Here is a 25,832-nt window from a genome sequence, read left to right on the forward strand (position 1 = left end):
GCTCAGAGCTCGTTGTCGTCGCCGGGCAGCCGGGTCAGGATCTCGACCCCATCGGCCGTCACCGCCACGGTGTGCTCCCACTGCGCCGACAGCGACTTGTCACGGGTCACCACGGTCCAGCCGTCGGGCAGCAGGCGGGTATGCCTTGCGCCCTCGTTGATCATCGGTTCGATGGTGAAGGTCATGCCTTCGCGCAGTTGCAGGCCGGTACCGGGCTGCCCGTAGTGCAGCACCTGCGGGTCCTCGTGGTAAACCCGGCCGATGCCGTGGCCGCAGTACTCGCGCACCACCGAGAAACGCTGGGCCTCGGCATAGCTCTGGATGGCATGTCCGATGTCGCCCAGGGTGGCGCCCGGACGCACCGCCCGGATGCCGCGGAACATGGCCTCGCGGGTCGCCTCGACCAGGCGTCGGGCCTTCACGCTCGGCTCGCCGACGAAGTACATGCGGCTGGTGTCGCCATGCCAGCCATCCTTGATGACGGTGACGTCGATGTTGATGATGTCGCCGTCCTTGAGCACCTTGGCGTCGCTCGGGATACCGTGGCAGATCACATTGTTGACCGAGGTGCAGACCGTGGCGGGGAAGCCCTTGTAACCCAGGTTGGCCGGAATCGCCTTCTGGACCTCTACGATGTGCCGGTGGCAGATCCGGTCCAGTTCGGCCGTGCTGACCCCGGGCTTCACGTGCGGAGCCACCACCTGCAGCACCTCGGCGGCCAGGCGGCCGGCCTCGCGCATGGCGGCGATCTCCCGGGGGCTCTTGAGGCTGATCTTCATGGGCCCGGATTATCCAATACTTGCAGGCACTTGGGCCAGCCGGATATACTCCCGCAGCTTTGCCGGGCCCTGACCGGGCTCCAGGCCGCCCACGCCGGGCGTCACCGGCGAATCCACACCCGCCGCCATTCCCCGTGCCGGGGTGCCCAGGAGTCGTCTCCGGGGTTCGGACACGGAGGCGACGGGGAGGCCCAACCCCGGAACCCTGCCCGCCCGTCCGGGCGGCGCACCGCCCAACCCTTGTCCGGCGGCCGGTTCCCCTGTCAGGAGCAATACCCGATGTCCCAGGTCACCATGCGCCAGATGCTGGAAGCCGGCGTCCACTTCGGCCACCAGACCCGCTACTGGAACCCGAAGATGGCGCCGTACATTTTCGGCGCCCGCGGCAAGATCCACATCATCAACCTGGAAAAGACCCTGCCGCTGTTCCAGGACGCGATGAACTTCATCTCCGGCATCGCCCAGAAGCGTGGCACCGTGCTGTTCGTCGGCACCAAGCGCTCGGCACGCGAGGCCATCAAGGAGGAGGCCGAACGCTGCGGCATGCCGTACATGGCCCAGCGCTGGCTCGGCGGCACACTGACCAACTTCGCCACCGTGAAGAAGTCGGTCGCCCGCCTGAAGGAGCTCGAGGCGGCCGAGACCGACGGCACCTTCGAGAAGCTGGTCAAGCACGAAGTGCTGGGCCTGCGCCGCGAGCGCGACAAGCTCGAGGCTTCCCTGGGCGGCATCAAGGACATGAACCGCCTGCCCGATGCCCTGTTCGTGATCGACATCGGCCACGAGAACATCGCCGTGCAGGAAGCCAAGAAGCTCGGCATCCCGGTGGTGGCCGTGGTGGACACCAACTACGACCCGAACCTGGTGGACTACGCCATCCCGGGCAACGACGACGCCATCCGCGCCGTGCAGCTGTACGTGCGCGCCGCCGCCGATGCCGTGCTCGAAGGCAAGGCCGCCTCGCCGCAGGCCGCCGTCGCCGCCGCCGACGACTTCGTCGAGCTGGACGCCGAGGGCAACCCGGTGGCGAAAGAAAAGGAAGAGAAGAAGTCCGCCCCGCGCCGCGCCCCGCGCCGCAGCCGCGAGGCCAAGTAAGGCCCGCCCTGCCGTGGCGCCGGACGGCGCCGCGGCCTTCGTCGAATCCGCGCGACGGCGCCTTGCCGTCGCGACCCGTTTCTAGCTGGAGACCCCCATGGAAATCACTGCGAGCCTCGTCAAGGAACTGCGTGAGCGCACCGGCGCCGGCATGATGGAATGCAAGAAGGCCCTGACCGAGAACAAGGGCGACATCGACGCCGCCGCCGAGTGGCTGCGCAAGCAGGGCCTGGCCAAGGCCGACAAGAAGGCCGGCCGCGTCGCCGCCGAGGGACGCATCGTCGCCGCCCAGGACGGCGGCAAGGCGGTGCTGGTCGAGATCAATTCCGAGACCGACTTCGTGGCCAAGGACGGAAACTTCGGCGCATTCGCCGAGGCCGTGGCCCAGGCCGCGCTGAAGTCCGGCGCCGCCGACGCGGAATCGCTGAAGGCGGCCAGGGTCGCTTCCGGCGAGACCGTCGAGGAGGCCCGTGCCGCCGTCGTCGCCAAGGTCGGCGAAAACGTGCAGGTCCGCCGCCTGGTCCGTATCGACAGCGGCAACACCGTCGCCGCCTACATCCACGGCGGCCGCATCGGCGTGCTGGTCGAGCTCAAGGGCGGCGACGCCGAGCTTGCGCGCGGCATCGCCATGCACGTGGCGGCGATGAACCCACCCTACAACAAGGCCTCCGACGTTCCGGCCGACTTCCTCGCCAAGGAGAAGGAGATCGAGCTGGCCAAGATGCCGGAGAAGGACCGCAACAAGCCGGCCGAGATCCTCGAGAAGATCATCTCGGGCAAGGTGCAGAAGATCGTCAACGAAGTCACCCTGTACGGCCAGCCCTACGTGATCGACACCAACCAGACGGTCGAGCAGGTGCTCAAGGCCGCTGGTGCCGAGGTCGTGCAGTTCCAGCGCCTGGCCGTCGGCGAGGGCATCGAGAAGGTGGTCGAGGATTACGCCGCCGAGGTGATGAAGCAGGCCGGCCTGGCCTGATCGTCCGGCCGCACGCCGTCCCGGAAGGGCCGCGGGGCAACTCGCGGCCCTTTCTCTTCTCGCCCGCGGCGCCCCGAATCCCTTCGCGCGGCGGCGCGGATCATCGGATAGAATCCGGTCGTTTGTCTGCCCCGCCCGGAGAACCCCATGAGCGCCAGCCCGCTGAAGTACCGCCGCATCCTGCTCAAGCTCTCCGGCGAGGCCCTGATGGGCGACGAGGACTACGGCATCGACCCGAAGGTCCTGAAGACCCTGGCGCGGGACATCGTCGAAGCGCAGCGTGCCGGCGCCGAAATCGGCCTGGTGATCGGCGGCGGCAACATCTTCCGCGGCGCCGGCCTCGCTGCCGCCGGCATGGACCGGGTCACCGGCGACCACATGGGCATGCTGGCCACCGTCATCAACGCCCTGGCCATGGCCGATGCCCTGGAAAAGGAAGGCGGCTACGCCCGGGTGATGAGCGCGATCAAGATCAACGAGGTCTGCGAAGACTACATCCGCCGGCGCGCCATCCGGCACATGGAGAAGGGTCGTATCTGCCTGTTCGCCGCCGGTACCGGCAACCCCTTCTTCACCACCGACTCGGCCGCCGCCCTGCGCGCCAGCGAGATCGGCGCCGATCTCCTGCTCAAGGCCACCAAGGTGGACGGCATCTACGATAGCGACCCGAAGAAGAACCCCAAGGCCAGGCGCTTCGAGCGGCTGGGCTACGACGAGGTGATCGCCCGCAACCTGCAGGTGATGGACACCGCCGCCTTCGCCCTGTGCCGCGAGAACCGGGTGCCGGTGCGGGTCTACGACATGATGCAGCCGGGCGCGCTGATGCGGATCCTTCGCGGCGAGCCTTTGGGCACCCTGGTAGCCGAAGGCGATCACCACTGAGGCGGACGCCGGCGCAAGGCCTATAATCCCCGCCTTCCCTGCCGATAGCCCAGAACGACGCGGAGCCCGCGATGCTCAACGAGATCAAGAAGGACGCCCAGACCCGGATGGCCAAGTCGGTCGAGGCCTTGCGCCAGGAACTGACCAAGCTGCGCACCGGCCGCGCCAGCACTGCCCTGGTGGACCACCTGAAGGTGAACTACTACGGCTCGGACATGCCGCTCAGCCAGGTGGCCACGGTGGCCGTCTCCGATGCCCGCTCGATCACCATCACGCCCTGGGAGAAGGGCATGGTGTCGGCGGTGGAAAAGGCCATCCTGGCCTCCGACCTTGGCCTGACGCCCAACACCGCCGGCCAGGTGATCCGCATCAACCTGCCGCCGCTGACCGAAGAGCGGCGCAAGGAGCTCAGCAAGCACGTGCACCACGAGGGCGAGAACGCCAAGGTGGCCGTCCGCAACGTCCGCCGCGACGCCATCCAGCACGTCAAGGAGCTGCTGAAGGACAAGCAGATCACCGAGGACGAGGCCCGGCGCGCCGAGGACGACATCCAGAAGCTGACCGACAAGCACGTCAAGGACGTGGACGACGTGGTCAAGGCCAAGGAACAGGAGCTCATGGCGGTCTGAGCCGCGCCGGCCCATGCCTTCCTCGTCTGACGCCGGCCACCTGCCCCGCCACCTGGCCATCATCATGGACGGCAACGGCCGCTGGGCCGAGCGCCGCCATCGCCCGCGCACCTTCGGCCACCGTGCCGGCGCCCGGGCGGTGCGGATCTGCATCGATTTCTGCCTGGCCCGCGGCATCCCGGCCCTGACCCTGTTCGCCTTCAGCAGCGAGAACTGGAAGCGCCCGGCCGAGGAGGTCGGCGCCTTGATGAGGCTGTTCATGCGCACGCTGGACACGGAAGTGGACGAACTGGCCCGGCGCGGGGTCGGTCTGCGCTTCATCGGCGAACGCGCCGCCTTCCCCCAGGAGATCCGCGAACGCATGGCCCGGGCCGAGGCCGCGACCGCCGGCAACACCGGCCTCGTCCTCACCCTGGCGATCGGTTACGGCGGCCGCTGGGACATCGCCCGCGCCTGCCGGGAGTTGGCCGCGGAAGCCGCGGCCGGCCGGCTGGACCCGGCCTCCATAGACGAATCGCTGCTGGCCTCCCGGTTGGGACTGGCCGGCCTGCCCGAGCCCGACCTGTTCATCCGCACCGGCGGCGACATGCGGATCTCCAACTTCCTGCTCTGGCAACTGGCCTACACCGAGCTGTGGTTCACCCAGACGCTGTGGCCGGATCTGGACGAGGCCCTGCTGGAGCGCGCGCTGTCCGATTACGCTCGGCGCGAGCGGCGCTTCGGCCTGACCAGCGCCCAGCTGGCCGGAGGCGGCACATGAGCCGGCGCCAGCGGGTCACCACCGCCCTGCTGCTGGCGCCGTTGCCGGTCCTGGCGCTGCTGCTGCTGCCCACGCCCTGGCTGGCGGCCTTGGTCGCCGCCGTGCTGCTGGCCGGCCTGTGGGAGTGGACCGCCTTCGCCGGCCTGAGCGACACCCTGCCCCGGATCGCCTTCCTGGCCGCCAACGCGCTGCTGATTGCCGCCCTGGCCTGGGGCGCCGGGCCCAGCCTGTTCCCGCTCAAGCTGCTGGCCCTGCTGGGCGTGCTCTGGTGGCTGGCGGTGGTGCTCTGGGTGTTGCACCCGGGGTTTGCCGACGGCGAGGGCCAGGGCGCCGGAGCCTTGAAGTTGCTGGCCGGCAGCCTGGCGGTCGTACCGGCGTGGTGTGCCCTGGTCTGGCTGCATGCCGGCGAACTGGGCCCACGCTGGGCCCTGTTCGCGATCGCGCTGGTCTGGGCGGCCGACAGCGGCGCCTATTTCGCCGGCTCGAAGTTCGGCCGGCGCAAGCTGGCCCCGGCGGTCAGCCCGAACAAGAGCTGGGAGGGCGTCTGGGGCGGCCTGACGGCCTGCGCATTGCTGGCAGTGCTGGGTTTCGGCCTGCTGGGTCTGGGCTGGCGCCAGCTGCCTGCCCTGGTCCTGCTGGTGCTGCTGGCCGCGGTCGCCTCGGTGGTGGGCGATCTGCTGGAAAGCCTGATGAAGCGTCACTCCGGCCTGAAGGATTCGGGCCGGATCTTTCCGGGCCACGGCGGCGTCATGGACCGGCTGGACAGCCTGCTGGCGGCCCTGCCGGTGTTCGCGGTGGGCAAGGCATGGCTGGGCCTGTGAGAACGATCGCCCTGCTCGGGGCAACCGGCTCGATCGGCGGCTCGACCCTCGACGTGGTGGCCCGCCATCCCGACCGGTTCCGGGTCGGCGCTCTCAGCGCCCACTCCCGGGTGGAGGAGCTGTTGAGCCTGTGCGCGCGCTTCCGGCCCGAGGCCGCCGTCGTGACCGACCCGGCTGCCTGGCCGGCGCTGCGCGAGGGCCTGCGCGCGCTCGGGCTGGCCACCCGTGCCCTGGCCGGCCAGGAAGGCTTGCAGGAGGTAGCCGCCGACCCGTCCAACGACACCGTGGTGGCGGCCATCGTCGGCGCCGCCGGCGTCGCCTCCACCCTCGCCGCGGCCCGGGCCGGCAAGCGCCTGCTGCTGGCCAACAAGGAATCGGTGGTGCTGGCCGGCGAACTGCTGGTCCAGGCGGTACGCGAGGGCGATGCCACCTTGCTCCCGGTGGACAGCGAGCACAATGCCATTTTCCAGTGCCTGCCGGCCGACGGCAGTCGCCAGGGTGTGCGCCGCTTGCTGCTGACCGCCTCGGGCGGCCCCTTCCGCGGCCGCCGCCGCGAGCAGCTGGCCGACATCAGTCCGGACCAGGCCTGCGCCCACCCGAACTGGTCCATGGGGCGGAAGATCTCGGTGGACTCCGCCACGCTGATGAACAAGGGCCTGGAAGTGATCGAGGCCCGGCACCTGTTCGGACTTCCGCCCGAGGCCATCGAGGTGGTGGTGCACCCGCAGAGCGTCATCCATTCCCTGGTGGACTACGTGGACGGCTCGGTGCTGGCCCAACTCGGCAACCCGGACATGCGCACCGCCCTGGCCCACGGCCTGGCCTGGCCTGAACGCATCGAATCCGGGGTGGCACCGCTGGATCTGGCCGCCCTCGCCCGCTTCGACTTCGAGCGCCCGGACCACGAGGCCTTTCCCTGCCTGGGCCTGGCCTACCGTGCCCTGGCCGCCGGCCGCGGCGCCACTGCCGTGCTCAACGCCGCCAACGAAGTGGCGGTTTCAGCCTTTCTTCAGGGCCGGCTGGCTTTCCTTGGCATTCCCGACCTGATCCAGGCCAGCCTCGATGTCCTGCCCGGCGGTCTCACTGACAGCCTCGACGAACTGCTGGCGCTGGACGCGCAGGCGCGTCGCGTGGCGGAATCGCTGATCGACAGGGGGCGGCGATGAGCGAATTCTTCGGCTCGGTCTGGTGGCTGATCGTCAGCCTGGGGCTGCTGGTCACCTTCCATGAGTTCGGCCATTACTGGGTGGCGCGCCGTTGCGGGGTGCGGGTGCTGCGTTTTTCGGTCGGATTCGGCCGGCCGCTCTGGAAGCGTCTGGGCAGGGACGGTACCGAGTACGTGGTGGCGGCCCTGCCGCTGGGCGGCTACGTGAAGATGCTGGACGAACGCGAGGTCGAGGTGCCGCCGGACCAGCGCGGCGAGGCCTTCAACCGCAAGCCGGTCGGCCAGCGCATCGCCATCGTCGCCGCCGGACCGCTGGCGAACCTGCTGCTGTGTGTGGCCCTGCTGTGGGCCATGTTCCTGGTCGGCAAGCCCGACAGCCTGCCCGAGGTCGGCCGCGCCGAAGGCATCGCCGCCGAGGCCGGCTTCCAGCCCGGGGACCGCATCCTGGCAGTGGGAGAACGCCAGATCCGCACCCTCACCGAGGCCGGCATCGCCCTTGCCACCGCCGCCATCGACCGCGAGCCGACCCCGGTGCGGGTCCGCACGGTCGGCGGCGGCGAGCGAGTGCGCATCCTGCCCCTGGACCGCCCGGGTCTGGCGCTCGACGAGGAACGCCCCTTCTCCAGCCTCGGTCTGGTGCCTGCCTGGCCGCCGGTGGTGGCCGAGGTGGCGCCCGGCTCGGCCGCCGACGGACGGCTCCGGCCAGGCGACCGCATCCTCGCCCTGAACGGTCTGCCGGTACATACCTGGGACCAGCTGGCGCCGATGTTGCAGGCGCTGGCCGGCGCGGATCGTCCCCTGACGGTCCTGGTCGAACGCGATGGTCGGCGGGTATCGCTGCCGGTGAGCCCGCGCCGGGTCGAGACGGAGCGCGGTCCGGCCTGGCAACTGGGCGTGCTGGCGGCGGCCCCGGAGGCCAACGCGCTGCTGCGGCACGGGCCGCTGGCGGCGATCCCGGCGGCGCTGTCGGAAACCTGGCGCATGACCCGGGACGTGACCGGCATGCTCTGGCGCATGGTCACCGGTCAGGCGTCGCTCAAGAACATCTCTGGTCCGATCACCATCGCCCGGGTCGCCAATGGCAGCGCCAGCCTGGGGCCGGCCTGGTTCCTCAACTTCCTGGCGATCCTGTCGCTCAGCCTGTGCATCATGAACCTGCTGCCGATCCCCATACTGGATGGCGGGCACCTGCTGTATTACCTTATCGAGCTGGTCAAGGGCAGTCCGGTTGGCGAGCGTGTCTTGATGGCAGGGCAATACATCGGCCTGGTCCTGTTGGCCGGGCTGATGGGGTTGGCCTTCTACAACGACATCCTCCGGCTCGGATCCTGACCCCACCTCCATCGCGGGCAACGTTCCGCCCGCAAACACCCACGGATTGATGATGACGCGACCGATCGCCCGCCGCCGCCTCCTGAGCCTCGCGCTCGCCGCCGCCCTCGCCGCCCCGGTCCAGGCCCAGGAATTCGAGCCGTTCACCGTCTCGGACATTCGTGTGGAGGGCCTTCAGCGCATCTCCACCGGCACCGTCTTCACCTACCTGCCGGTGGAGCGGGGCGACCTGCTCGATCGCACCCGTTCCAGCGAGGCGATCAGGGCGCTGTTCCGTACCGGCTTCTTCGACGACGTGCGGCTCGAGCGCCAGGGCGACATCCTGGTGGTGGTGGTCGAGGAGCGCCCGGCCATCAACCGGATCACCCTGGTCGGCAACAAGGACGTCAAGACCGAGGATCTGACCAAGGGCCTGGCGAACATCGGCCTGGCCGAGGGCGAAACCTACGACCCGATGGCCCTGGACCGGGTGACCCAGGAGCTCCTGCGCCAGTACAACAATCGCGGCAAGTACGGCGTCACCATCCGGCCGACCGTGACCGAGCTCGACCGCAACCGGGTGGACATCACCATCACGATCGCCGAGGGAAAAGCCTCGAAGATCCGCGACATCAACATCGTCGGCAACGACCTGTTCACGGAAACCCAGCTGCGCCGCGGCTGGGAGTCCAACACCAGCAACTGGCTGTCCTGGTACCGGCGCGATGACCAGTACTCGCGGGAAAAGCTCTCCGGCGATCTCGAAAAGCTGACCAACTACTACCTCGACCGCGGCTACGTGGACTTCAACATCGAGTCCACCCAGGTGGCGATCAGTCCGGACAGGCGCGACATCTTCGTCACCGCCAACGTCGTCGAGGGCGAGGTCTACACGGTTTCCGACGTGCGCATCTCCGGCGACACCGTGCTTCCGCAGGAAGACGTCGAGAAGCTGCTGATGATCGCCGAGGGCGACACCTTCTCGCGGGCGCGGGTCGAGTTCACCACTGACGCGATCACGGCCACGCTCGGCAACATCGGCTACGCCTTCGCCCAGGTGACGCCAGTGCCGACCCTGGATCGCGATAACCGTACCGTTGCATTGAACTTCTACGTCGAACCCGGCCCGCGCGTTCAGGTTCGACGGATCGTCTTCAAGGGAAACACCAGCACCGCAGACGAGGTGCTGCGACGCGAGATGCGCCAGTTCGAAGGCGCATGGTACTCGCAGGCGGCGATAGATCGCTCCAAGGTCCGCCTTCAGAGGCTGGGATTCTTCGAGGAGGTCGACATCCAGACACCGGAAGTGGCCGGGCAACCCGACCAGGTGGATGTCGTGGTCAACGTCAAGGAGCGAAACTCCGGCCAGTTCACCTTTGGCCTGGGCTACCAGGAAACCTACGGCCTGATCACCAGCATTCAGTTGGTCCAGAACAACTTCCTCGGCACCGGCAACCGGTTCTCCCTGGAAGTGCAGAACAACAGCTACTCGCGCCAGTTCGGCTTCTCCTACACCGACCCGTATTTCACCGATGACGGCATAAGCCTCGGCTACAACCTTTCCTACCGGGACCTGCAGTACGCCAGTCGCGATTCCAACCTTGCCCGTTACGACAATACGGTGGCATCCGCCGACGTGCAGGTGGGCATTCCACTGACCGAGACCGATACGGTGCAGTTTGCCCTGGGCATCGATCGCAACGAAATCACCACATCCGACGGCTCGACGCCGCCGCCATTGATCGAATACCTCGTGGCCACCTTGGGCGATCGGGCTTACTTTCCCTGTTTCGATGTCGACGATGACGACGACGAAACGACACCCCCGGAAAACGACGACGACGATCCGGGCACCCCTGACCAGCAGGCTTGCGGCAACCTGCGCCAGTGGAACGTCAATGCCTGGCGGCTGCAGGCAGGCTGGCTGCGCGACTCGCGCAACGACTATCTGATGCCGACACGCGGCTCCTACCATCGCATAGGCGGAGAGGTGGTGTTGCCAGGAAGCGACTTGGAGTATTACCGGATCAACTACAGCTACGAGAAGTACCTGCCCCTGGCTTCGTGGCTGGTACTCAAGATTGGTGCCGACGTCGGCTTCGGCGACAGTTACGGCGACACCGCCAAGAGCAACTGCCCGACGTTCGACAACGAGGGTGATGTCATCACCGATACCGCCAAGTGCGGCCTGCCGTTCTTCCGCAACTACTACGTCGGCGGACCGGGCTCCATTCGCGGCTTCGAGACCAATACGGTCGGCCCAACCTACTCCTTTAGCGGCAGTGGGTTCCCGCAGCCGCTGGGAGGATCGCTGAAGACCCTGGGCAACCTCGAGTTCATTTTCCCGACGGCATTCGAGACGCGGGCTGCCAGGCTGTCCGCCTTCGTGGACGTCGGCAACGTCTATCTCGGCTACGATGATTGGGAAGCCAAGACCCTGCGCATTTCCACCGGCATTTCCCTGACCTGGCAATCGCCGATGGGTCCGATCGCGATCAGCTACGCGATCCCGCTCCAGTATGAGCGCAGCGACCGCATCGAACGCGTGCAGTTCACCTTCGGCGGCACATTCTGAGGAGTCTGCCTTGCCCGCGCGGGAACAGGACCATGCCCTGGCCGAACTGGCGGCGCGGTTCGACTTGGGACTGCGCGGAGACGGCACGGTTCGGATTCGCGGCGTCGGCACTCTGGCCGGCGCCGGCCCCGGCCAGCTGGCCTTCCTGGCCAATCCGAAGTACCGGCGCGGGCTGGCCGGAACCGGCGCCTCCGCCGTGGTGCTGCGCGAGGCCGATGCGGCCGACTGCCCGGTTCCCTGCCTGATCGCCCGCGATCCCTACGTGGCCTTTGCCCGCATCGCCGCGCTGTTCGAGCCGCCGGCCGCGACGCCGGCAGGCATTCATCCGAGTGCGGTGGTCGCCGACGACGCGGTGATCGCCCCGGACGCCCATGTCGGCCCGCACGCCAGCGTCGGCGCCCGCAGCCGCATCGGTGCCGGCGCGGTCGTCGGACCGGGCTGCGTCGTCGGCGAGGACTGCGAGGTCGGCCCGGGCAGCGTGCTGCTGGCCCGCGTCACCCTGGTGGCCCGGGTACGCCTGGGCGCCCGCGTACGCATCCATCCTGGCGCCGTGCTCGGCGCCGACGGTTTTGGCCTGGCTATGGACGAAGGCCGCTGGATCAAGGTGCCGCAACTGGGCGGCGTGCAAGTCGGCGACGACTGCGAGATCGGCGCCAATACCACCATCGACCGCGGCGCCATCGACGACACCGTGCTCGAGGAGGACGTTCGCCTGGACAACCAGGTGCAGATCGGCCACAACGTCCGCGTCGGCGCCCACACCGCCATGGCCGGCTGCGTGGCGGTGGCCGGTTCGGCCAGTATCGGCCGCTACTGCCTGATCGGCGGTGCCGCCGGCATCGCCGGGCATCTGCGGATCTGCGACGGGGTGACCATCACCGCCATGAGCTTCGTCACCGCGTCGATCAGCGAGCCCGGGGAGTACTCCTCCGGCATGCCGGTCCAGGAGGCCCGCGCCTGGCGCCGCAATGCCGCTCGCTTCCGGCAACTGGACGAACTGGCGCGTAAGATAGGCGCCCCAACCAAGGATCGAGCAAGGAAAGACCCCGGATGAGCGACGACGCCATCAAGCTGCCCGTGGATGTCTCGTGCATCCTGCACCTGCTGCCGCACCGATACCCGTTCCTGCTGGTGGACCGGGTGGTCGAGCTGGAACCGCATCGGCGCATCCGCGCGATCAAGAACGTCACCTACAACGAGCCCTACTTCCAGGGCCATTTCCCCGGCCGGCCGGTGATGCCGGGCGTGCTCGTGATCGAGGCGATGGCCCAGGTCGGCGGCCTGCTCACCCAGCTGTCGGCGCCGCCGGAAGCGCACAAGGAAGGGCAACTGTTTTATCTGGTCAAGGTGGACAACGCCCGCTTCAGCCGCATGGTCGGCCCGGGCGACCAGCTCGACATCGAAGTGCGGGTCAAGCGGGTGATCCGCAACATGGCGCTGTACGATTGCATCGGCCGCGTGGACGGCAGGGAAGTGGCCAGCGCCGAAATCCTCTGCGCCGAAGGCAGGGAATGAGCGGCGGCATCCATCCGACGGCGGTGGTGGATCCGGGCGCCCGCCTGGGCGACGGCGTCGTCATCGGGCCGTTTGCGGTCGTCGGCCCCGACGTGGAGATCGGTGCCGGCTCCCGCATCGGCGCCCATTGCGTCATCACCGGCCCGACCCGGATCGGCCGCGACAACGTCGTGCATTCGCACGCCACCCTCGGCAACGATCCGCAGGACAAGAAGTTCCGGGGCGAGCGCAGCCAGCTGCTGATCGGCGATCGTAATACCTTCTTCGAGTTCACCACCGTCAGTCGCGGCACCGGCGACGGCGGCGGCGCCACCCGGGTCGGCGACGACAACTGGATCATGGCCTACGTGCACATCGCCCACGATTGCGTGGTAGGCAACCACTGCGTACTGGCCAACAACGCCACCCTCGCCGGCCATGTCACGCTGGGCGACTGGGTGATCCTGGGCGGCTTTGCCGGCATTCACCAGTTCTGCACGATCGGCGCCCATGCCTTCATCGGCATGGGAAGCCTGGTGAATGCCGACGTACCGCCTTTCGTGATGGTGGCAGACCGATATGCCTCGCCGCGCGGCATCAACGCCGAGGGCCTGAAACGGCGCGGTTTCGACGCCGACCGTATCGCTGCGATCAAGCGCGCCTACCGCGCCCTGTACATGTCCGGCAAACCCCTGGCCGAGGCCCGTGCGCAACTGGCGGAAGGCGCCGGCGAATCGCAGGACGTGCGGCTGATGCTCGAGTTCATCGAGCGCAGCCAGCGCGGCCTGCTGCGCTGAGGCAAGGTGATGGCGGGCGCCGGCCGACCGCGGCGGTTCGCGCTGGTGGCCGGCGAGGCCTCGGGCGACCTGCTGGCCGCCGGCCTGGTCCGCGAGCTGAGGCACCGTTTCCCGGATGCGGAATTCGCCGGCGTCGGCGGTCCGATGCTGCGCGCCGAAGGTTTCGCCGCCTGGCACGACTGCTCCGAACTGGCGGTAATGGGCCTGGCGGAAGTGCTGAAGCATCTGCCGCGCCTGCTGCGCCTGCGCGCCGGCCTGCGTCGCCGGCTGCTGGAATGGCAGCCGGACGCCTTTATCGGCGTGGACGCCCCCGACTTCAACCTGGGCCTGGAGCGCAAGCTCAAGCAGGCCGGCATCCGCACCGTGCACTACGTCAGCCCCTCGATCTGGGCCTGGCGCCAGGGCCGAGCGGCGAAGATCGGCCGCAGCGCCGACCGGGTACTCTGCCTGTTCCCGATGGAGCCGCCGATCTACCAGCGCTACGGCGTGGACGCCCGCTTCGTAGGCCATCCGCTGGCCGATGCCTTCCCGATGACGCCCGACCGCGCCGCCGCCCGCGCCCGCCTGCGGCTGGATCCGCAGGCTCCGGTGCTGGCCGTGCTACCGGGCAGCCGGCTGGGCGAGATCGAGCGGTTGTGGCCGGCGTTCCTGGAAGCCGCCCGGGAAGTGACGGTGAGCCTGCCCGGATTGGTGGTGGTGGTGCCGGCGGCAAATCGCGCCTGTCGCGCGGCCATCGAACGCGAGCTGTCGCGGCGCTCGCTGGCCAACGTGCTGCTGCTCGACGGCGATGCCCATCAGGCCATGATCGCTGCCGATGTGGTCCTGCTGGCTTCGGGCACCGCCGCGCTGGAAGCCATGCTGGCAAAACGGGCCATGGTGGTGGGCTATCGCATCTCGCCGCTGACCTATCGGCTGGTCATGGGCCTGGGGCTGATGCGGGTCAGTCGCTATAGCCTGCCCAACATCCTGGCCAACGAGCCGGTGGTGCCGGAGCTGATGCAGCGCGACTGCACCCCGGGCAACCTGGCCGCGGCGGTGCTGCACTGGTTCCAGCGGCCCGAGGCCCGTGCGGCCCTGGTGTCACGTTTCGAACACATCCATGCCAAGCTGCGCGGCAAGGCCTCGGCCAACGCCGCCGATGCCGTGGCCGAACTGCTGCCGCCATGAGCGCAGCGGCACTGCTCGCTGGCGTGGATGAGGCCGGGCGCGGCCCCCTGGCCGGACCGGTCGCGGTGGCGGCCGTCATTCTCGACCCCAGCCGGCCGATCGAAGGACTCGCCGATTCGAAGGCGCTGTCGGAACCGCGTCGCGAGGCGGTGGCGCCGCTCATCCGCGGACATGCCCTGGCCTGGCACCTGGAGTGGGTGGACGTGGCCGAGATCGATCGCCTCAACATCCTGCACGCCACTCTCGCCGGCATGGCGCGTGCGGTGCGGGCCTTGCGCCCCGGTCCGGACCTGGTCCTGGTGGATGGTAACCGGCTGCCGCCCGGCCTGCCCTGCCCGGCCCGCGCCCTGGTTCGCGGCGACGCCCGTGAACCGGCGATCATGGCCGCCTCCATCCTGGCCAAGACCGCGCGGGACGCGCTGATGCGCGAACTCGACGCACGCTACCCGGGTTATGGCTTTGCCCGGCACATGGGCTATCCCACGCCCGAGCACCTGCAGGCCCTGCGCCGGCTTGGCCCCTGCGACGCGCACCGGCGCAGCTTCGCGCCGGTGCGGGCGGCGATGGCCACGCCCCTTCTCGATTGATGCCGGCAATTTGACTCCGTGGCGCCGCAGGCGTAGACCAATAAGCGCATCCCGCACGGATGCGGCCGCGGGCGGCTCAGCCGACCGGCCGCGCACGGCCCCGACTTCCTGGCCGGCAGCGAGGACTGCCATGCGTCACGACGCTCCCCTTCCGGCAGGCCAGGCCCTGCCCTTGCGCGGAGCGCCCGCGGGACCTGGCGCCACGCCGGTACCGCTCGCGCCTGCCGCGATCGCCGCGTTCAACGACCTTCTCCACGAACTGCACCCTGATGCGCCGCACGTCGACCAGGCCGCGCTCGCCAGCATGGCGCGCTGGCTGGACGGACTGCCCGTTCACGAGGCCGAAGCCCTGCTGCAGGCCAGGCTCGGTCGCCTGGAGGAACTGCGCCGGATGTGCGAGGACCCGGACTGGCAACTGGAGCCGGCCCTGGCCCGACGCATCCGCCGCCTGCTCGACTACGTCGAACAGACGCGCGACCTGATCCCCGACGACCTGCCCCGCCTGGGCCGCCTCGACGACGCCCTGTTGGTGGAGTTGGCCTGGCCGATGATCGCCGACGAGCTGGAGGACTTCCGCGACTTCTGCCGCTTCCGCGACGAGAACGGTGGTCACGCCGATCGCGAGCGCTGGCTGCGCACGCGCCTGGAGGAAGGCGCGCTGTGGGAACAGCTGCACCGCGTGCGCAATCAGCACTACGTGGATTACGGACCCCTCGAGGGCGGCCTGCGGGTGGTGTGATCCGGGACCTGTCCGGCGACTGAACCGGCCAAAGGTCACGCCGACCAACGGCCGGGGCGGAAACGACTGCAACGGTGCAGGCTGGTGGCGCATCCAGAGGATGGAGCGCCGGCCCCGGGTGGTCCGGGGCGGCCGGACAACGAGGCCCCGCATGAACACCGTCGCCGAACGAAACCGCCTGCCGCTCGAATCGCTGCACCCGGGCCCCGGGAAACGCCGCTCGCTCGACGGCCTGGTGTTGGCACCCGAAGCACTGGCGCGCTTCAACCGCCTGCTGGTCGAGCTGCGACCGGAGGCACCGGAGATCAGCGCCGACCAGGTCGCCACCCTCGGCCGCTGGTTGCTGTCGCTGCCGCCGGCCCGGGCCGAGGCGGTGCTGGCCGAACGCCTGTGCCGGGCAGAACCGCTGCGGCGCATGCTGACCGACGACGACTGGGAAGCGGAACCCGGCCTGCGCGAACGTTCGGCGCTGCTGCTGGGCTACCTGCAGGAAGTGCACGACCTGATTCCGGACCACCTGCCGCTGATCGGCCGGCTCGACGACGCCCTGCTGGTCGAGCTGGCCTGGGACAGCTTCGCCGCCGAGGCCGCCGATTACCAGGACTTCTGCCGCTTCCGCAGCGAACGGCGTCCGCGCGGCACGCCGGCCGAGCGCCGCCTGGCCTGGGAAAACGCCGTGCTGGCCGAAGCGGCGCTGCTTCAGCAGCGACGCGAGTTGCGCGCCCGCCCTTATGCCGCCGGCGAGCCGCTGCGGCCGATGATCCGCGTCAGCTGAGTATTTGCATCTCTCCGACGGGGCCGCGGCAAGGCCACTGGCAACCAGGGACTGTCAAGCCTTGCCCGACCCCACCCTCGGGGTAAACTGCCGGCCGGCCCCGGGCACCCGGCATGAGCACGCCCCGTTACGTCCACCTGCACCTGCACAGCGAGTACTCGCTCGCCGATTCCAGCATCCGCATCCCGGACCTGGTGTCGCGCTGCGCCGCGCTGGGCTTGCCGGCGGTGGCGATCACCGACCAGAGCAATCTGTTCGCCCTGGTGAAGTTCTACAAGACCGCCGAAGCGGCCGGGGTCAAGCCCATTGCAGGCGCCGACGTGTGGCTGGCGCAGGGCGAGCTGGCGCCGGCGCGACTGACGCTGCTGTGCCAGGATCGCGAAGGCTACCTGTCACTGTCCCGCCTGCTCAGCCGCGCCTATCTGGACGGCCATGCCGGCGACCATGTCGAGCTGCAGCCGGACTGGCTGTACGGGGCTTGCCGCGGACTGATCGCCCTGGCGGGGCGGGAAAGCCCGCTCGGGCGGCACCTGGCCGCCGGCCGCGACGAGGCCGCTGCCCTAGCCCTGGATGAGCTGATGCGGGCCTTCCCGGACCGTCTCTATCTGGAGCTGACCCGGACCGGCCGCGAGGGCGAGGAGGCCTTCAACGCCGCGGCGATCGAACTGGCCGGCCGGCACGGCCTGCCGCTGCTGGCCAGCAACGATGTGCGATTCCTTTCCCGCGACGATTTCGAGGCGCACGAGGCCCGGGTCTGCATCGCCGGCGGCCGCGTGCTCGACGATCCCAAGCGCCCGCGCGAGTATTCGCCCGAGCAGTACCTGAAGTCGGCCGAGGAAATGGCCGAATGCTTCGCCGATCTGCCCGAGGCGCTCGAGAACAGTGTCGAACTGGCCATGCGCTGCAATCTCGAGCTGAGCCTGGGCAAGTACTACCTGCCGATGTTCCCGGTGCCGGAAGGCCATACCCTGGACACCTGGATCCGCGAGGAAGCCCGACGCGGCCTCGAGGAACGCCTGCGCGGGATCGCGCCGGCCCCCGGTCATGACGCTGCCAGCTACCGTGCCCGCCTGGAAACCGAGCTCGACGTCATCTGCAAGATGGGCTTCCCGGGCTACTTCCTGATCGTCGCGGACTTCATCAACTGGTCCAAGCGCAACGACATCCCGGTCGGTCCCGGCCGCGGTTCCGGCGCCGGCTCGCTGGTGGCCTACGCGCTGAAGATCACCGATCTGGACCCGCTCCGCTACGACCTGCTGTTCGAGCGCTTCCTCAACCCGGAACGGGTGTCGATGCCGGACTTCGACATCGATTTCTGCATGGACCGGCGCGACGAGGTCATCGACTACGTCGCCCGCAAGTACGGCCGCGACCGGGTCAGCCAGATCATCACCTACGGCACCATGGCCGCCAAGGCGGTGGTACGCGACTGCGGTCGCGTGCTCGGCCATCCCTACGGTTTCGTGGACGGCATCGCCAAGCTGATCCCGAACACCCTGGGGATCTGCCTGGACGATGCCCTGGGCATGAGCGAGAAGGCGCGCAGGGATCCGGACCTGGCCTCGCAGGAGCTGATCGCCCGCTACCGGTCCGAAGACGAGGTACGCGATCTGATTGACCTGGCGCGCAGGCTCGAGGACCTGACCCGCAATGCCGGCAAGCACGCCGGCGGCGTGGTGATCGCGCCGGCGCCGCTGACCGATTTCTGCCCGCTGTACGCCGACCCGCCGGTGCGCGGCGAAGAAGGCGGCCCACGCCCGGTGGTGACGCAGTTCGACAAGGACGACGTCGAGGCGGTCGGCCTGGTCAAGTTCGACTTCCTCGGCCTGCGCACCCTGACCATCATCGACTGGGCGGTGAAGGCCATCAATGCCCGGCGCGCCGCCGCCGGCGAGTCGCCGCTGGACGTCGGCGCGCTGCCGCTGGACGACCCGGATACCTACGCCCTTCTTTCCAGGGGCCAGACCTCGGCGGTATTCCAGTTCGAATCCCGCGGGATGAAGGACTACATCCGCAAGCTGCAGCCGCAGGTGTTCGAGGACCTGATCGCGCTGGCGGCGCTGTATCGCCCGGGCCCGCTGGGCGCCGGCATGGTGGACGACTTCATCGAGCGCCGGCATGGCCGCGCCGAGGTGGACTACCCGCACCCGCTGCTGGAACCGATCCTGCGCCCCACCTACGGAGTGATCGTCTACCAGGAGCAGGTGATGCAGATCGCCCAGGTCATGGCCGGCTACACGCTGGGCGGCGCCGACTTGCTGCGCCGGGCCATGGGCAAGAAGAAGCCCGAAGAGATGGCCAAGGAACGGGTCAAGTTCGAAGCCGGCGCCGAACGGCGCGGCATCGACGCCGCCACCGCCAGCCGCGTCTTCGACCTGATGGAGAAGTTCGCCGACTACGGCTTCAACAAGTCGCACTCGGCCGCCTATGCCCTGGTCGCCTACCAGACCGCCTGGCTGAAGGCGCACTACCCGGCCGAGTTCATGGCCGCGACCCTGTCCTCGGACATGGACAACACCGACAAGGTGGTGGGTTTCCTGGACGAGGCGCGCGAGATCGGCCTGCAGGTGCTGCCGCCGGACGTGAACTCCTCCGACTACATGTTCGTGGCCCTGGACGCCCGGACCATCCGCTACGGCCTGGGTGCGGTGAAGGGCGTCGGCCGTGGCGCCTGCGAGGCCATCGTAGAGGCCCGCCGGGCCGGAGGCGACTATCGCGACCTGCTGGATTTCTGTCGGCGGGTGGACGGCACGAGGCTCAACCGGCGCGTGCTGGAGGCCCTGATCAACGCCGGCGCCCTGGATTCGCTCGGCGCCAACCGGCCCTCGCTGCTGCTGCAGCTGCCGGAGGTGCTCAAGGCCACCGAGCAACTGGCGCGCGAGCGCGCCGCCGGCCAGGCCTCGCTGTTCGGCGGCGGCGACAGCGAGGAGATCCGCATCGAACTGGCGGAAGTCCCGGACTGGCCGCTGCAAACCAAACTGCTGGGCGAACGTGAAACCCTGGGGCACTACCTCAGCGGCCATCCCGTGGATCCGTGGCGGGCCGAGCTGCAGGCCCTGGTCGGCGTCTCCCTGAACGAGCTGGACGCCTTGTGGAGCGCGAAGAAGGACCGCCGCGGCGAGGCCGCCGTGGTGCTGGCCGGTCTGGTCACCGGGGTGCGCCGGCGCGGCGACAGCATGGCCTTCGTGCGTATGGAAGACGGACGCGGCCAGCTGGAGGCGGCCTTCTTCCGCGACGCCTGCACCGAGTTCGGCCACCTGCTTACCCGCGACCGCATCCTGCTGGTCGAGGGCAGTCTGGGGGAGGACCAGTACTCAGGCGGCTTCGTGCTGCGGGCCCGCCAGTGCTGGGACTTCCGCCAGCTGTGCAGCGAGCACGCCCGTTGCCTGGCCCTGACCGTGGACCTGCGCGCCCAGGGTGCCTGGGAACGCCTGCAGAAGGCCCTGGCCGATTATCGCCCGGGTGCGACGCCGCTGCGCCTGGACCTGGTAACGCCCCGGGCCAGGGGCACCGTCAGCGTGAACGGCAACCAGGGGGTGCGCACCGACCCCGAACTGATCAGTCAGCTGCGCGCCTTGCCAGGGGTCAGCCGGGTCAGCCTGTCCCTGCACCGCCCCTGGGCCCAGGGCGGCTGAACCGTGGCCGCGCCCGGGCAAGCCCGATAGAATCCCCGGCCCGAGCAATTGCTCCACTCCGCGGCCGTCCCGGCGCCGCGGCCGGCAAACCAGGACGCCATGAACCCGAACTTCCTCGATTTCGAACAGCCCATCGCCGAACTGGACGCCAAGATCCAGGAATTGCGCCGGGCCAGCGCCGGGCCGGAAGTCAATATCGAGGCCGAGCTGCAGGGCCTGCAGGAAAAGCTGCGCGCCCGTACCGCCGAGATCTTCCGCTCGCTCAGCCCCTGGCAGATCTCGCAGCTGGCACGGCATCCGCAGCGGCCCTACACCAACGACTACATCCAGCTGATGTTCGAGGAGTTCCACGAGCTGGCCGGAGATCGTGCCTTCGCCGACGATGCCGCCATCGTCGGCGGCCTGGCCCGCATGGACGGTCGCGCAGTGATGGTGATCGGGCACCAGAAAGGCCGTGACACCAAGGCCAAGATCCGCCGCAACTTCGGCATGCCCCGCCCCGAGGGTTACCGCAAGGCCCTGCGCCTGATGAAGATGGCCGAGCGCTTCGGCCTGCCGCTGCTGACCTTCATCGACACTCCGGGCGCCTACCCCGGGATCGGCGCCGAGGAGCGCGGCCAGTCCGAGGCCATCGCCCGCAATCTGCTGGAGATGGCCGAGCTGCGCATCCCGGTGATCTGCTCGGTGATCGGCGAAGGCGGCTCCGGCGGCGCCCTGGCGATCGGCGTCGGCGACCGCACGCTGATGCTGGAATACAGCACCTATTCGGTGATCTCGCCGGAAGGCTGCGCCTCGATCCTGTGGAAGTCGGCCGACAAGGCCCGCGAGGCCGCCGAAGCCCTGGGCCTGACCGCCAAACGGCTGCTCGAACACAAGCTGATCGACCGCATCGTGCCCGAGCCGCTGGGCGGCGCCCATCGCGACCCGCAGGCCATGGCGGCGGCGCTCAAGGCTGCCATCCTGGAAGAGCTGGCGACGCTGGATCCCGTCCCCGTCGAGGAACTGCTGGAGCAGCGTTACGGCCGCCTGCGCAGCTACGGGGCCTACGAGGCGGCGTGAACGCCAAGGCGCCCGCGCGACTGGCGCCCGACCTGCTCGAGCCGCTGCCGGCCGCGCCCCTGCTGCTGGCCTTCAGCGGCGGCCTGGATTCCACGGTCCTGCTGCACCTGCTGGCCGCCCACCCCGAGGCCCGCGCCCGCGGCCTGCGCGTCCTGCACGTGGACCATGGGCTGCAGCCGGCCTCCGCCGCCTGGGCCGAACACTGCCGCCAGGCCTGCGCCGGTCTGGGTCTGAGCTTCGAACTGCGGCGGGCGCGGGTCGAGCCGGCCGGCGAGGGCCTGGAGGCGGCGGCGCGCCGGGTCCGCTACGCCATCCTGGCCGAGGTCCAGGCCGAGGGAGAAGTCGTCGCTCTGGCCCACCACCGGGACGACCAGGCGGAAACGGTCCTGCTGCGCCTGCTGCGCGGTTCGGCGGATGGCCTGGCGGGCATGCGCCGGCTGCGCCGCTTCGGCCGCGGCTGGCTGTGGCGGCCGCTGCTGGACCTGCCGCGCGAGCGGCTGCTGGCGCATGCCCGGGCCGAGGGCATGGCCTGGATCGAGGATCCGAGCAACCAGGATCCGGTGCACGACCGCAACTACCTGCGCCAGGAAGTGATGCCGCGCCTGCGCGCCCGCTGGCCCGGGGCCGGCGCCGCCCTTGCCCGCAGCGCCCGCCTGCTGGCCGAGCAGGCTGCCCTTCTGGCCGGCGAAGACCGGCGCCGACTGGCCCAGGTCCAGGGCGCCGATCCGGCCACGCTCTCGCTGTCGGCGCTGGCCGCCCAGCCGCCGGCCTGGCGGGCCCGGCTGTTGCGGGCCTGGCTGGCGGAACTGGAGCTGCCGCCGCTGCCGGGTCCGCAGCTGGACCGGCTGGCGCAGAACCTGCTGGCCGCGCGCGTGGACGCGGTGCCCGAACTGGCCTGGTCCGGCGCGGTGCTGCGGCGCTGGCGCGATACCCTTCACGCGGGCTACCCAAAGCCCCCCTTGCCGGCCGACTGGCAGGCGGTGTGGGACGGTCGGGCGCCCTTGCCGCTGCCCGGCGGCGGCGTGCTCGTGCTGGAGCCGCCCCGGCCTTTCGATTCCCCCGTGCGGGTGCGCGCCCGCCGCGGCGGCGAACGCCTGCGTTTGCCCGGCCGCGGGCACTCCAGCGAATTGCGCGACTTGCTGCAGGCACTGGGCGTGCCGCCTTGGCAGCGTTTCCGCCTGCCGCTGCTCGAGGCGGGCGACGGGGAGGTGCTGGCGGCAGGGGACCTGGCCGTTTCGGCGCGCCTGCAGGCCTGGCTGGACGCGCACGAGGCCCGGCTGCGCCTCCGCCATTGACCGGCCCGGCGGCGCCCGCGCACACTTCGCGCATGGCCGCCAAGTCCCCCGCACCGCCGCCGTCGCCGGTCGCCCGGTTCGAGCAATCGCTGGACGAACTGGAAAAGCTGGTCCAGAAGATGGAACAGGGCGAGATGTCCCTGGACGAATCCCTGGCCGCCTATGAACGCGGGGTCGGTCTGTACCGCCAGTGCCAGGCGGCGCTGGAGCAAGCCGAACTGCGGGTGAAACTTCTGACCGATCCGACCGACCCCGGGCAGGCCCGGCCGTTCGAACCCGATGCGGGCTGAGCCAGGCCCGACGCGCTGGCTGGCGCGCGTCGAGGCGAAGCTGGAAGCGGCGCTGCCGCCGGTCACCGCCGAACCCGCGCATCTGCACGCCGCCATGCGTCACGCCGTGCTCGGCGGCGGCAAGCGGTTGCGACCGATGCTGGTCTACGCCGCCGGCGTGGCGACCGGCGCCGACGAAACCACCCTGGACGCTCCCGCCGCCGCCGTGGAACTGCTGCACGCCTTCTCCCTGGTCCACGATGACCTGCCGGCGATGGACGACGACGCTATGCGCCGGGGCCGGCCGACCGTGCACGTGGCTTTCGGCGAGGCAACCGCCATCCTGGCCGGCGATGCCTTGCAAGCGCTGGCATTCGAGGTATTGGCCGATGCCGACGCGCCGCCGGACATGCGCCTGGACTGGCTGGCCACGCTGGCGTCCGCCGCCGGTGCCGCCGGCATGTGCGGCGGACAGGCCATGGACATGGCCGCCACCGGCGGCGAACTGGAACTGGACGGGCTGCAACGCCTGCATGCCTTGAAGACCGGCGCCCTGATCCGGGCCTCGGTCCGCATGGGTGCGATCGCCGGCGGTGCCGACGCCGGCCTGCTGGCCCGCCTCGACGACTACGCCGCCGCCGTGGGCCTGGCCTTCCAGATCCGCGACGACATCCTCGACATCGAGGCCAGCAGCGAGCAACTGGGCAAGACCGCCGGCAAGGATGCCGCCCAGGACAAGGTCACCTATGTCGGTCTGCTGGGCCTGGACGGCGCCCGCAGGCGGCTGTTGCGGGAAGCGGAAAAGGCGCGGGCAGCCCTGGGACCGCTCGGCGCGCGCGCCGAGGTCCTGCGCGGACTTGCCGATTTCACCGTGGCCAGGACGCACTGAGCCCGGCGGGCAGGCCATGTGGGTGCACGGACCCTGCCCAGCTCACCATGAATCCGCGGCCGGCCCGGTCCGGTTGTCAGGGCCGGAAAGCGCGAGAGGCGGCCGGAGCCGCCTCCGCACCGGATGCCGGGCGGTCGCCCGCCCGCTCAGGAGATCAGGCGGATCGCCACCGGGTAGCGGTATTCCTCGCCGTTATTGGCCTTGATGCCGGCGAGGATGCAGAACACGATGTTGCCGATCATGATGACCGGGTAGAGCAGGAAGCCGATCAGCAGGAAGCTGAGCACCATCGCCACGATCCAGGCCAGCAGCACGGTGATCTGGAAGTTCAGGGCTTCCTTGGACTGGTTGATGATGAAGGCCTTCTCCGGCTTGTCCTTGTTGATCAGCCAGATGATCAACGGGACGATGAAGCCGGCGATGATGCCCGAGAGATGCGTGATCAGGGCCAGGGTGCGCTCGTCCTGCGGGGCGCCCGCGTTCTGCACGTCGTTCATGGTTCTCCCCTTTCCGGTGGCGCGGCGCCGCCATGGCGCCGACAGCGGGCCTAACTGTCCGGGGTTTGCGCGGACACTGTCAAGGCAAGGCGCGGCTCCGGCAGGTGGCGGAAAACGGCCGGCCGGCGCAGCCGCGAACGGCCGCGTCGGCACGCAAGCACGTAAGCGGTTGATTCGCCGGGAGCGGGTCGGGACATGCGGCGGATTCGCGACTCGGAGAGCGCACCGGATGCGCGTTTCCCGGCGGCCTGCTAGCCCTGCCCCGCCACGGTCATGCGCCCGACCAGCACCGAGCCGATGCCGATGTGCGAGCGCCGGTCGACGTCGGCGCCGACCGCTTCGATGGCGGGGAAGATGTCCTGCAGGCGGCCGGCGATGGTGACCTCGTCCACCGGGTGGACGATGGCGCCGTTCTCGACCCAGAACCCGGCGGCGCCGCGCGAGTAGTCGCCGGTGACGGTGTTGGCGCCCTGCCCCATCAGTTCGGTCACGACCAGACCCCGGTCCAGGCCCGCCAGCAGCTCGGCGTACCCGGAAGCGTTGGCCGTCGCCACCAGGTTGGTGACGCCGCCGGCGTGACCGGTGCTCTGCATGCCCAGCTTGCGCGCCGAATAGCTGGACAACAGGTAACGCTCCAGCACCCCCTCGCGGACGATGTCCGCGTCCGCGGTGGCTACGCCCTCGGCATCGAAGCAGGACGAGCGCAGGCCGCGCATCAGGTGTGGCCGTTCGGCCAGCCCGAACCAGGGCGGCAGGATGCGCCTGCCCAAGGCGCCCAGCAGGAAACTGGCCTGCCGGTACAGGGCGCCGCCCGAGGCCGCCGCCAACAGGTGGCCGATCAGGCTGCGGGCGGTTTCCGGCACGAACAGCACCGGGTACTGGCCGGTCTTCACCGGCCGCGGCGACAGCCGCGCCACGACCCGCTCGGCAGCACGGCGACCGACCGCCGCCGGCGCTTCCAGGTCCTCGGGTGCCAGCGCACTGGTGTACCAGTAATCGCGCTGCATGCCCTCGCCCCGGCCTGCGATCAGGGACAGGCCGAGGTAGTGGCTGCTGCCGCGCTCCGGCCCCAGGAATCCGTGGCTGTTGGCATAGACCGACAGGCTTTCGCTGCTGCTGAGGTTGGCGCCCTCGGAGTTGCAAACGCGGGGATCGGCCTCGCGGCCGGCCGTTTCCGCCTCGACGGCCAGGGCGATCGCCGCCTCGACCTCGAGCGGCCATGGATGCCAGCCGTCGAACTCGCGCAGCTCGCCGGCCATGCGCTCGGCGTCGGCCAGGCCGTGGGCCGGGTCGGGTTCGGTGTGCCGGGCGATGGCGCAGGCCTGCTCCACCGTGGCCTGCAGCGAACCCGGCTGCAGGTCGGCCGTACTGGCATTGCCCTTGCGACGGCCGAAATAGACGGTGACCGCCAGGCTGCGGTCGCGGGTGCGTTCCACGGTTTCGACCTCGCCCAGGCGAACGCCGACCGACAGGCCCCGGTCCTCGTTCAGCAGCACTTCGGCCTGGCTGGCGCCGCGGGCGGCACACAGGCGCAACACGTCCCTCGCCAGTTCCGACAGTCGGTCGAGCCGCTGCCGGGAATCGTCCTGCGCTGGGGTCGGGAAGCTCATGGGCGTATCCTTGCGGCGTTCATGGG

General features: G+C 69.8%; 24 protein-coding genes. 21 read left to right on the forward strand and 3 right to left on the reverse strand.

Annotation, left to right across the window (positions count from 1 at the left end):
- Nucleotides 1-2: 2 nt before the first annotated feature.
- Entirely contained in the window at nucleotides 3-779 is a 777-nt protein-coding gene (gene map / locus F0415_RS01745; RefSeq protein WP_149859466.1) for a type I methionyl aminopeptidase, read from the reverse strand.
- A gap of 279 nt (nucleotides 780-1,058) precedes the next feature.
- Here map and rpsB point away from each other — a divergent pair, with 279 nt between their 5' ends.
- The 21 genes from rpsB (at nucleotide 1,059) to F0415_RS01850 (ending at nucleotide 23,699) form a co-directional block, all read left to right on the forward strand.
- On the forward strand, nucleotides 1,059-1,874 hold the full coding sequence (rpsB, locus tag F0415_RS01750) for a 30S ribosomal protein S2 (protein WP_149859467.1): 816 nt from the start codon (nucleotides 1,059-1,061) through the stop codon (nucleotides 1,872-1,874).
- 97 nt (nucleotides 1,875-1,971) lie between these two features.
- The gene (gene tsf, locus F0415_RS01755) at nucleotides 1,972-2,850 is read left to right on the forward strand and encodes a translation elongation factor Ts (protein WP_149859468.1); all 879 of its coding nucleotides are present in this window, start codon (nucleotides 1,972-1,974) and stop codon (nucleotides 2,848-2,850) included.
- Between the two features lie 147 nt (nucleotides 2,851-2,997).
- Nucleotides 2,998-3,732: a UMP kinase gene (gene pyrH / locus F0415_RS01760; RefSeq protein WP_149859469.1), complete on the forward strand. Its 735-nt coding sequence runs from the start codon at nucleotides 2,998-3,000 to the stop codon at nucleotides 3,730-3,732.
- A gap of 71 nt (nucleotides 3,733-3,803) precedes the next feature.
- Nucleotides 3,804-4,361, forward strand: a complete 558-nt coding sequence (gene frr, locus F0415_RS01765) for a ribosome recycling factor (RefSeq protein WP_149859470.1) — start codon at nucleotides 3,804-3,806, stop codon at nucleotides 4,359-4,361.
- A 13-nt stretch (nucleotides 4,362-4,374) separates the two neighbouring features.
- Complete coding sequence (gene uppS / locus F0415_RS01770) at nucleotides 4,375-5,121, forward strand: polyprenyl diphosphate synthase (RefSeq protein ID WP_149859471.1); 747 nt, start codon at nucleotides 4,375-4,377, stop codon at nucleotides 5,119-5,121.
- A complete protein-coding gene (locus F0415_RS01775; protein ID WP_149859472.1) occupies nucleotides 5,118-5,942 on the forward strand; it encodes a phosphatidate cytidylyltransferase in 825 nt (274 codons plus the stop codon). The genes uppS and F0415_RS01775 overlap by 4 nt, the downstream gene beginning before the upstream one ends.
- Nucleotides 5,927-7,108: a 1-deoxy-D-xylulose-5-phosphate reductoisomerase gene (locus tag F0415_RS01780; RefSeq protein WP_149859473.1), complete on the forward strand. Its 1,182-nt coding sequence runs from the start codon at nucleotides 5,927-5,929 to the stop codon at nucleotides 7,106-7,108. Before F0415_RS01775 ends, F0415_RS01780 begins: the two co-directional genes overlap by 16 nt.
- On the forward strand, nucleotides 7,105-8,439 hold the full coding sequence (gene rseP / locus F0415_RS01785; protein WP_149859474.1) for an RIP metalloprotease RseP: 1,335 nt from the start codon (nucleotides 7,105-7,107) through the stop codon (nucleotides 8,437-8,439). Before F0415_RS01780 ends, rseP begins: the two co-directional genes overlap by 4 nt.
- Nucleotides 8,440-8,491: 52 nt before the next feature.
- Nucleotides 8,492-10,993, forward strand: a complete 2,502-nt coding sequence (bamA, locus tag F0415_RS01790) for an outer membrane protein assembly factor BamA (RefSeq protein WP_149859475.1) — start codon at nucleotides 8,492-8,494, stop codon at nucleotides 10,991-10,993.
- A gap of 10 nt (nucleotides 10,994-11,003) precedes the next feature.
- Entirely contained in the window at nucleotides 11,004-12,047 is a 1,044-nt protein-coding gene (lpxD, locus tag F0415_RS01795; protein WP_246149821.1) for a UDP-3-O-(3-hydroxymyristoyl)glucosamine N-acyltransferase, read from the forward strand.
- The gene (gene fabZ, locus F0415_RS01800; RefSeq protein ID WP_149859477.1) at nucleotides 12,044-12,508 is read left to right on the forward strand and encodes a 3-hydroxyacyl-ACP dehydratase FabZ; all 465 of its coding nucleotides are present in this window, start codon (nucleotides 12,044-12,046) and stop codon (nucleotides 12,506-12,508) included. The genes lpxD and fabZ overlap by 4 nt, the downstream gene beginning before the upstream one ends.
- Nucleotides 12,505-13,284 carry an acyl-ACP--UDP-N-acetylglucosamine O-acyltransferase gene (gene lpxA / locus F0415_RS01805; RefSeq protein WP_149859478.1) on the forward strand — a complete coding sequence of 260 codons (780 nt, stop codon included), beginning with the start codon at nucleotides 12,505-12,507 and terminating at the stop codon, nucleotides 13,282-13,284. The genes fabZ and lpxA overlap by 4 nt, the downstream gene beginning before the upstream one ends.
- 9 nt (nucleotides 13,285-13,293) lie before the next feature.
- Nucleotides 13,294-14,451 carry a lipid-A-disaccharide synthase gene (gene lpxB, locus F0415_RS01810; protein ID WP_149859479.1) on the forward strand — a complete coding sequence of 386 codons (1,158 nt, stop codon included), beginning with the start codon at nucleotides 13,294-13,296 and terminating at the stop codon, nucleotides 14,449-14,451.
- Nucleotides 14,448-15,038 (forward strand): ribonuclease HII, encoded by a 591-nt coding sequence (gene rnhB, locus F0415_RS01815; protein ID WP_149859480.1) that lies wholly within the window; start codon nucleotides 14,448-14,450, stop codon nucleotides 15,036-15,038. Before lpxB ends, rnhB begins: the two co-directional genes overlap by 4 nt.
- A 130-nt stretch (nucleotides 15,039-15,168) precedes the next feature.
- Nucleotides 15,169-15,777: a YkvA family protein gene (locus F0415_RS01820; protein WP_149859481.1), complete on the forward strand. Its 609-nt coding sequence runs from the start codon at nucleotides 15,169-15,171 to the stop codon at nucleotides 15,775-15,777.
- 151 nt (nucleotides 15,778-15,928) lie between these two features.
- Nucleotides 15,929-16,552 (forward strand): YkvA family protein, encoded by a 624-nt coding sequence (locus F0415_RS01825; RefSeq protein ID WP_188310251.1) that lies wholly within the window; start codon nucleotides 15,929-15,931, stop codon nucleotides 16,550-16,552.
- 113 nt (nucleotides 16,553-16,665) lie between these two features.
- Nucleotides 16,666-20,187: a DNA polymerase III subunit alpha gene (dnaE, locus tag F0415_RS01830; protein ID WP_149859483.1), complete on the forward strand. Its 3,522-nt coding sequence runs from the start codon at nucleotides 16,666-16,668 to the stop codon at nucleotides 20,185-20,187.
- A 99-nt stretch (nucleotides 20,188-20,286) separates the two neighbouring features.
- Nucleotides 20,287-21,246, forward strand: coding sequence for an acetyl-CoA carboxylase carboxyltransferase subunit alpha (locus tag F0415_RS01835; protein ID WP_149859484.1), 960 nt, complete (start codon nucleotides 20,287-20,289; stop codon nucleotides 21,244-21,246).
- Nucleotides 21,243-22,541 carry a tRNA lysidine(34) synthetase TilS gene (gene tilS, locus F0415_RS01840; protein WP_246149822.1) on the forward strand — a complete coding sequence of 433 codons (1,299 nt, stop codon included), beginning with the start codon at nucleotides 21,243-21,245 and terminating at the stop codon, nucleotides 22,539-22,541. The genes F0415_RS01835 and tilS overlap by 4 nt, the downstream gene beginning before the upstream one ends.
- Nucleotides 22,542-22,573: 32 nt before the next feature.
- A complete protein-coding gene (locus tag F0415_RS01845; protein WP_149859485.1) occupies nucleotides 22,574-22,831 on the forward strand; it encodes an exodeoxyribonuclease VII small subunit in 258 nt (85 codons plus the stop codon).
- Complete coding sequence (locus F0415_RS01850) at nucleotides 22,821-23,699, forward strand: polyprenyl synthetase family protein (RefSeq protein WP_149859486.1); 879 nt, start codon at nucleotides 22,821-22,823, stop codon at nucleotides 23,697-23,699. The genes F0415_RS01845 and F0415_RS01850 overlap by 11 nt, the downstream gene beginning before the upstream one ends.
- 146 nt (nucleotides 23,700-23,845) lie before the next feature.
- Here F0415_RS01850 and F0415_RS01855 read toward each other — a convergent pair whose 3' ends face one another.
- Both F0415_RS01855 and pmbA read right to left on the reverse strand, forming a co-directional pair.
- Nucleotides 23,846-24,196: a DUF4870 domain-containing protein gene (locus F0415_RS01855; RefSeq protein ID WP_149859487.1), complete on the reverse strand. Its 351-nt coding sequence runs from the start codon at nucleotides 24,194-24,196 to the stop codon at nucleotides 23,846-23,848.
- A gap of 251 nt (nucleotides 24,197-24,447) precedes the next feature.
- Nucleotides 24,448-25,806 (reverse strand): metalloprotease PmbA, encoded by a 1,359-nt coding sequence (gene pmbA, locus F0415_RS01860; protein WP_149859488.1) that lies wholly within the window; start codon nucleotides 25,804-25,806, stop codon nucleotides 24,448-24,450.
- Nucleotides 25,807-25,832 lie beyond the last annotated feature (26 nt).

The sequence above is a fragment of the Arenimonas fontis genome (assembly GCF_008386465.1).
In the GTDB taxonomy this organism is placed as follows: Bacteria; Pseudomonadota; Gammaproteobacteria; order Xanthomonadales; family Xanthomonadaceae; genus Arenimonas; species Arenimonas fontis.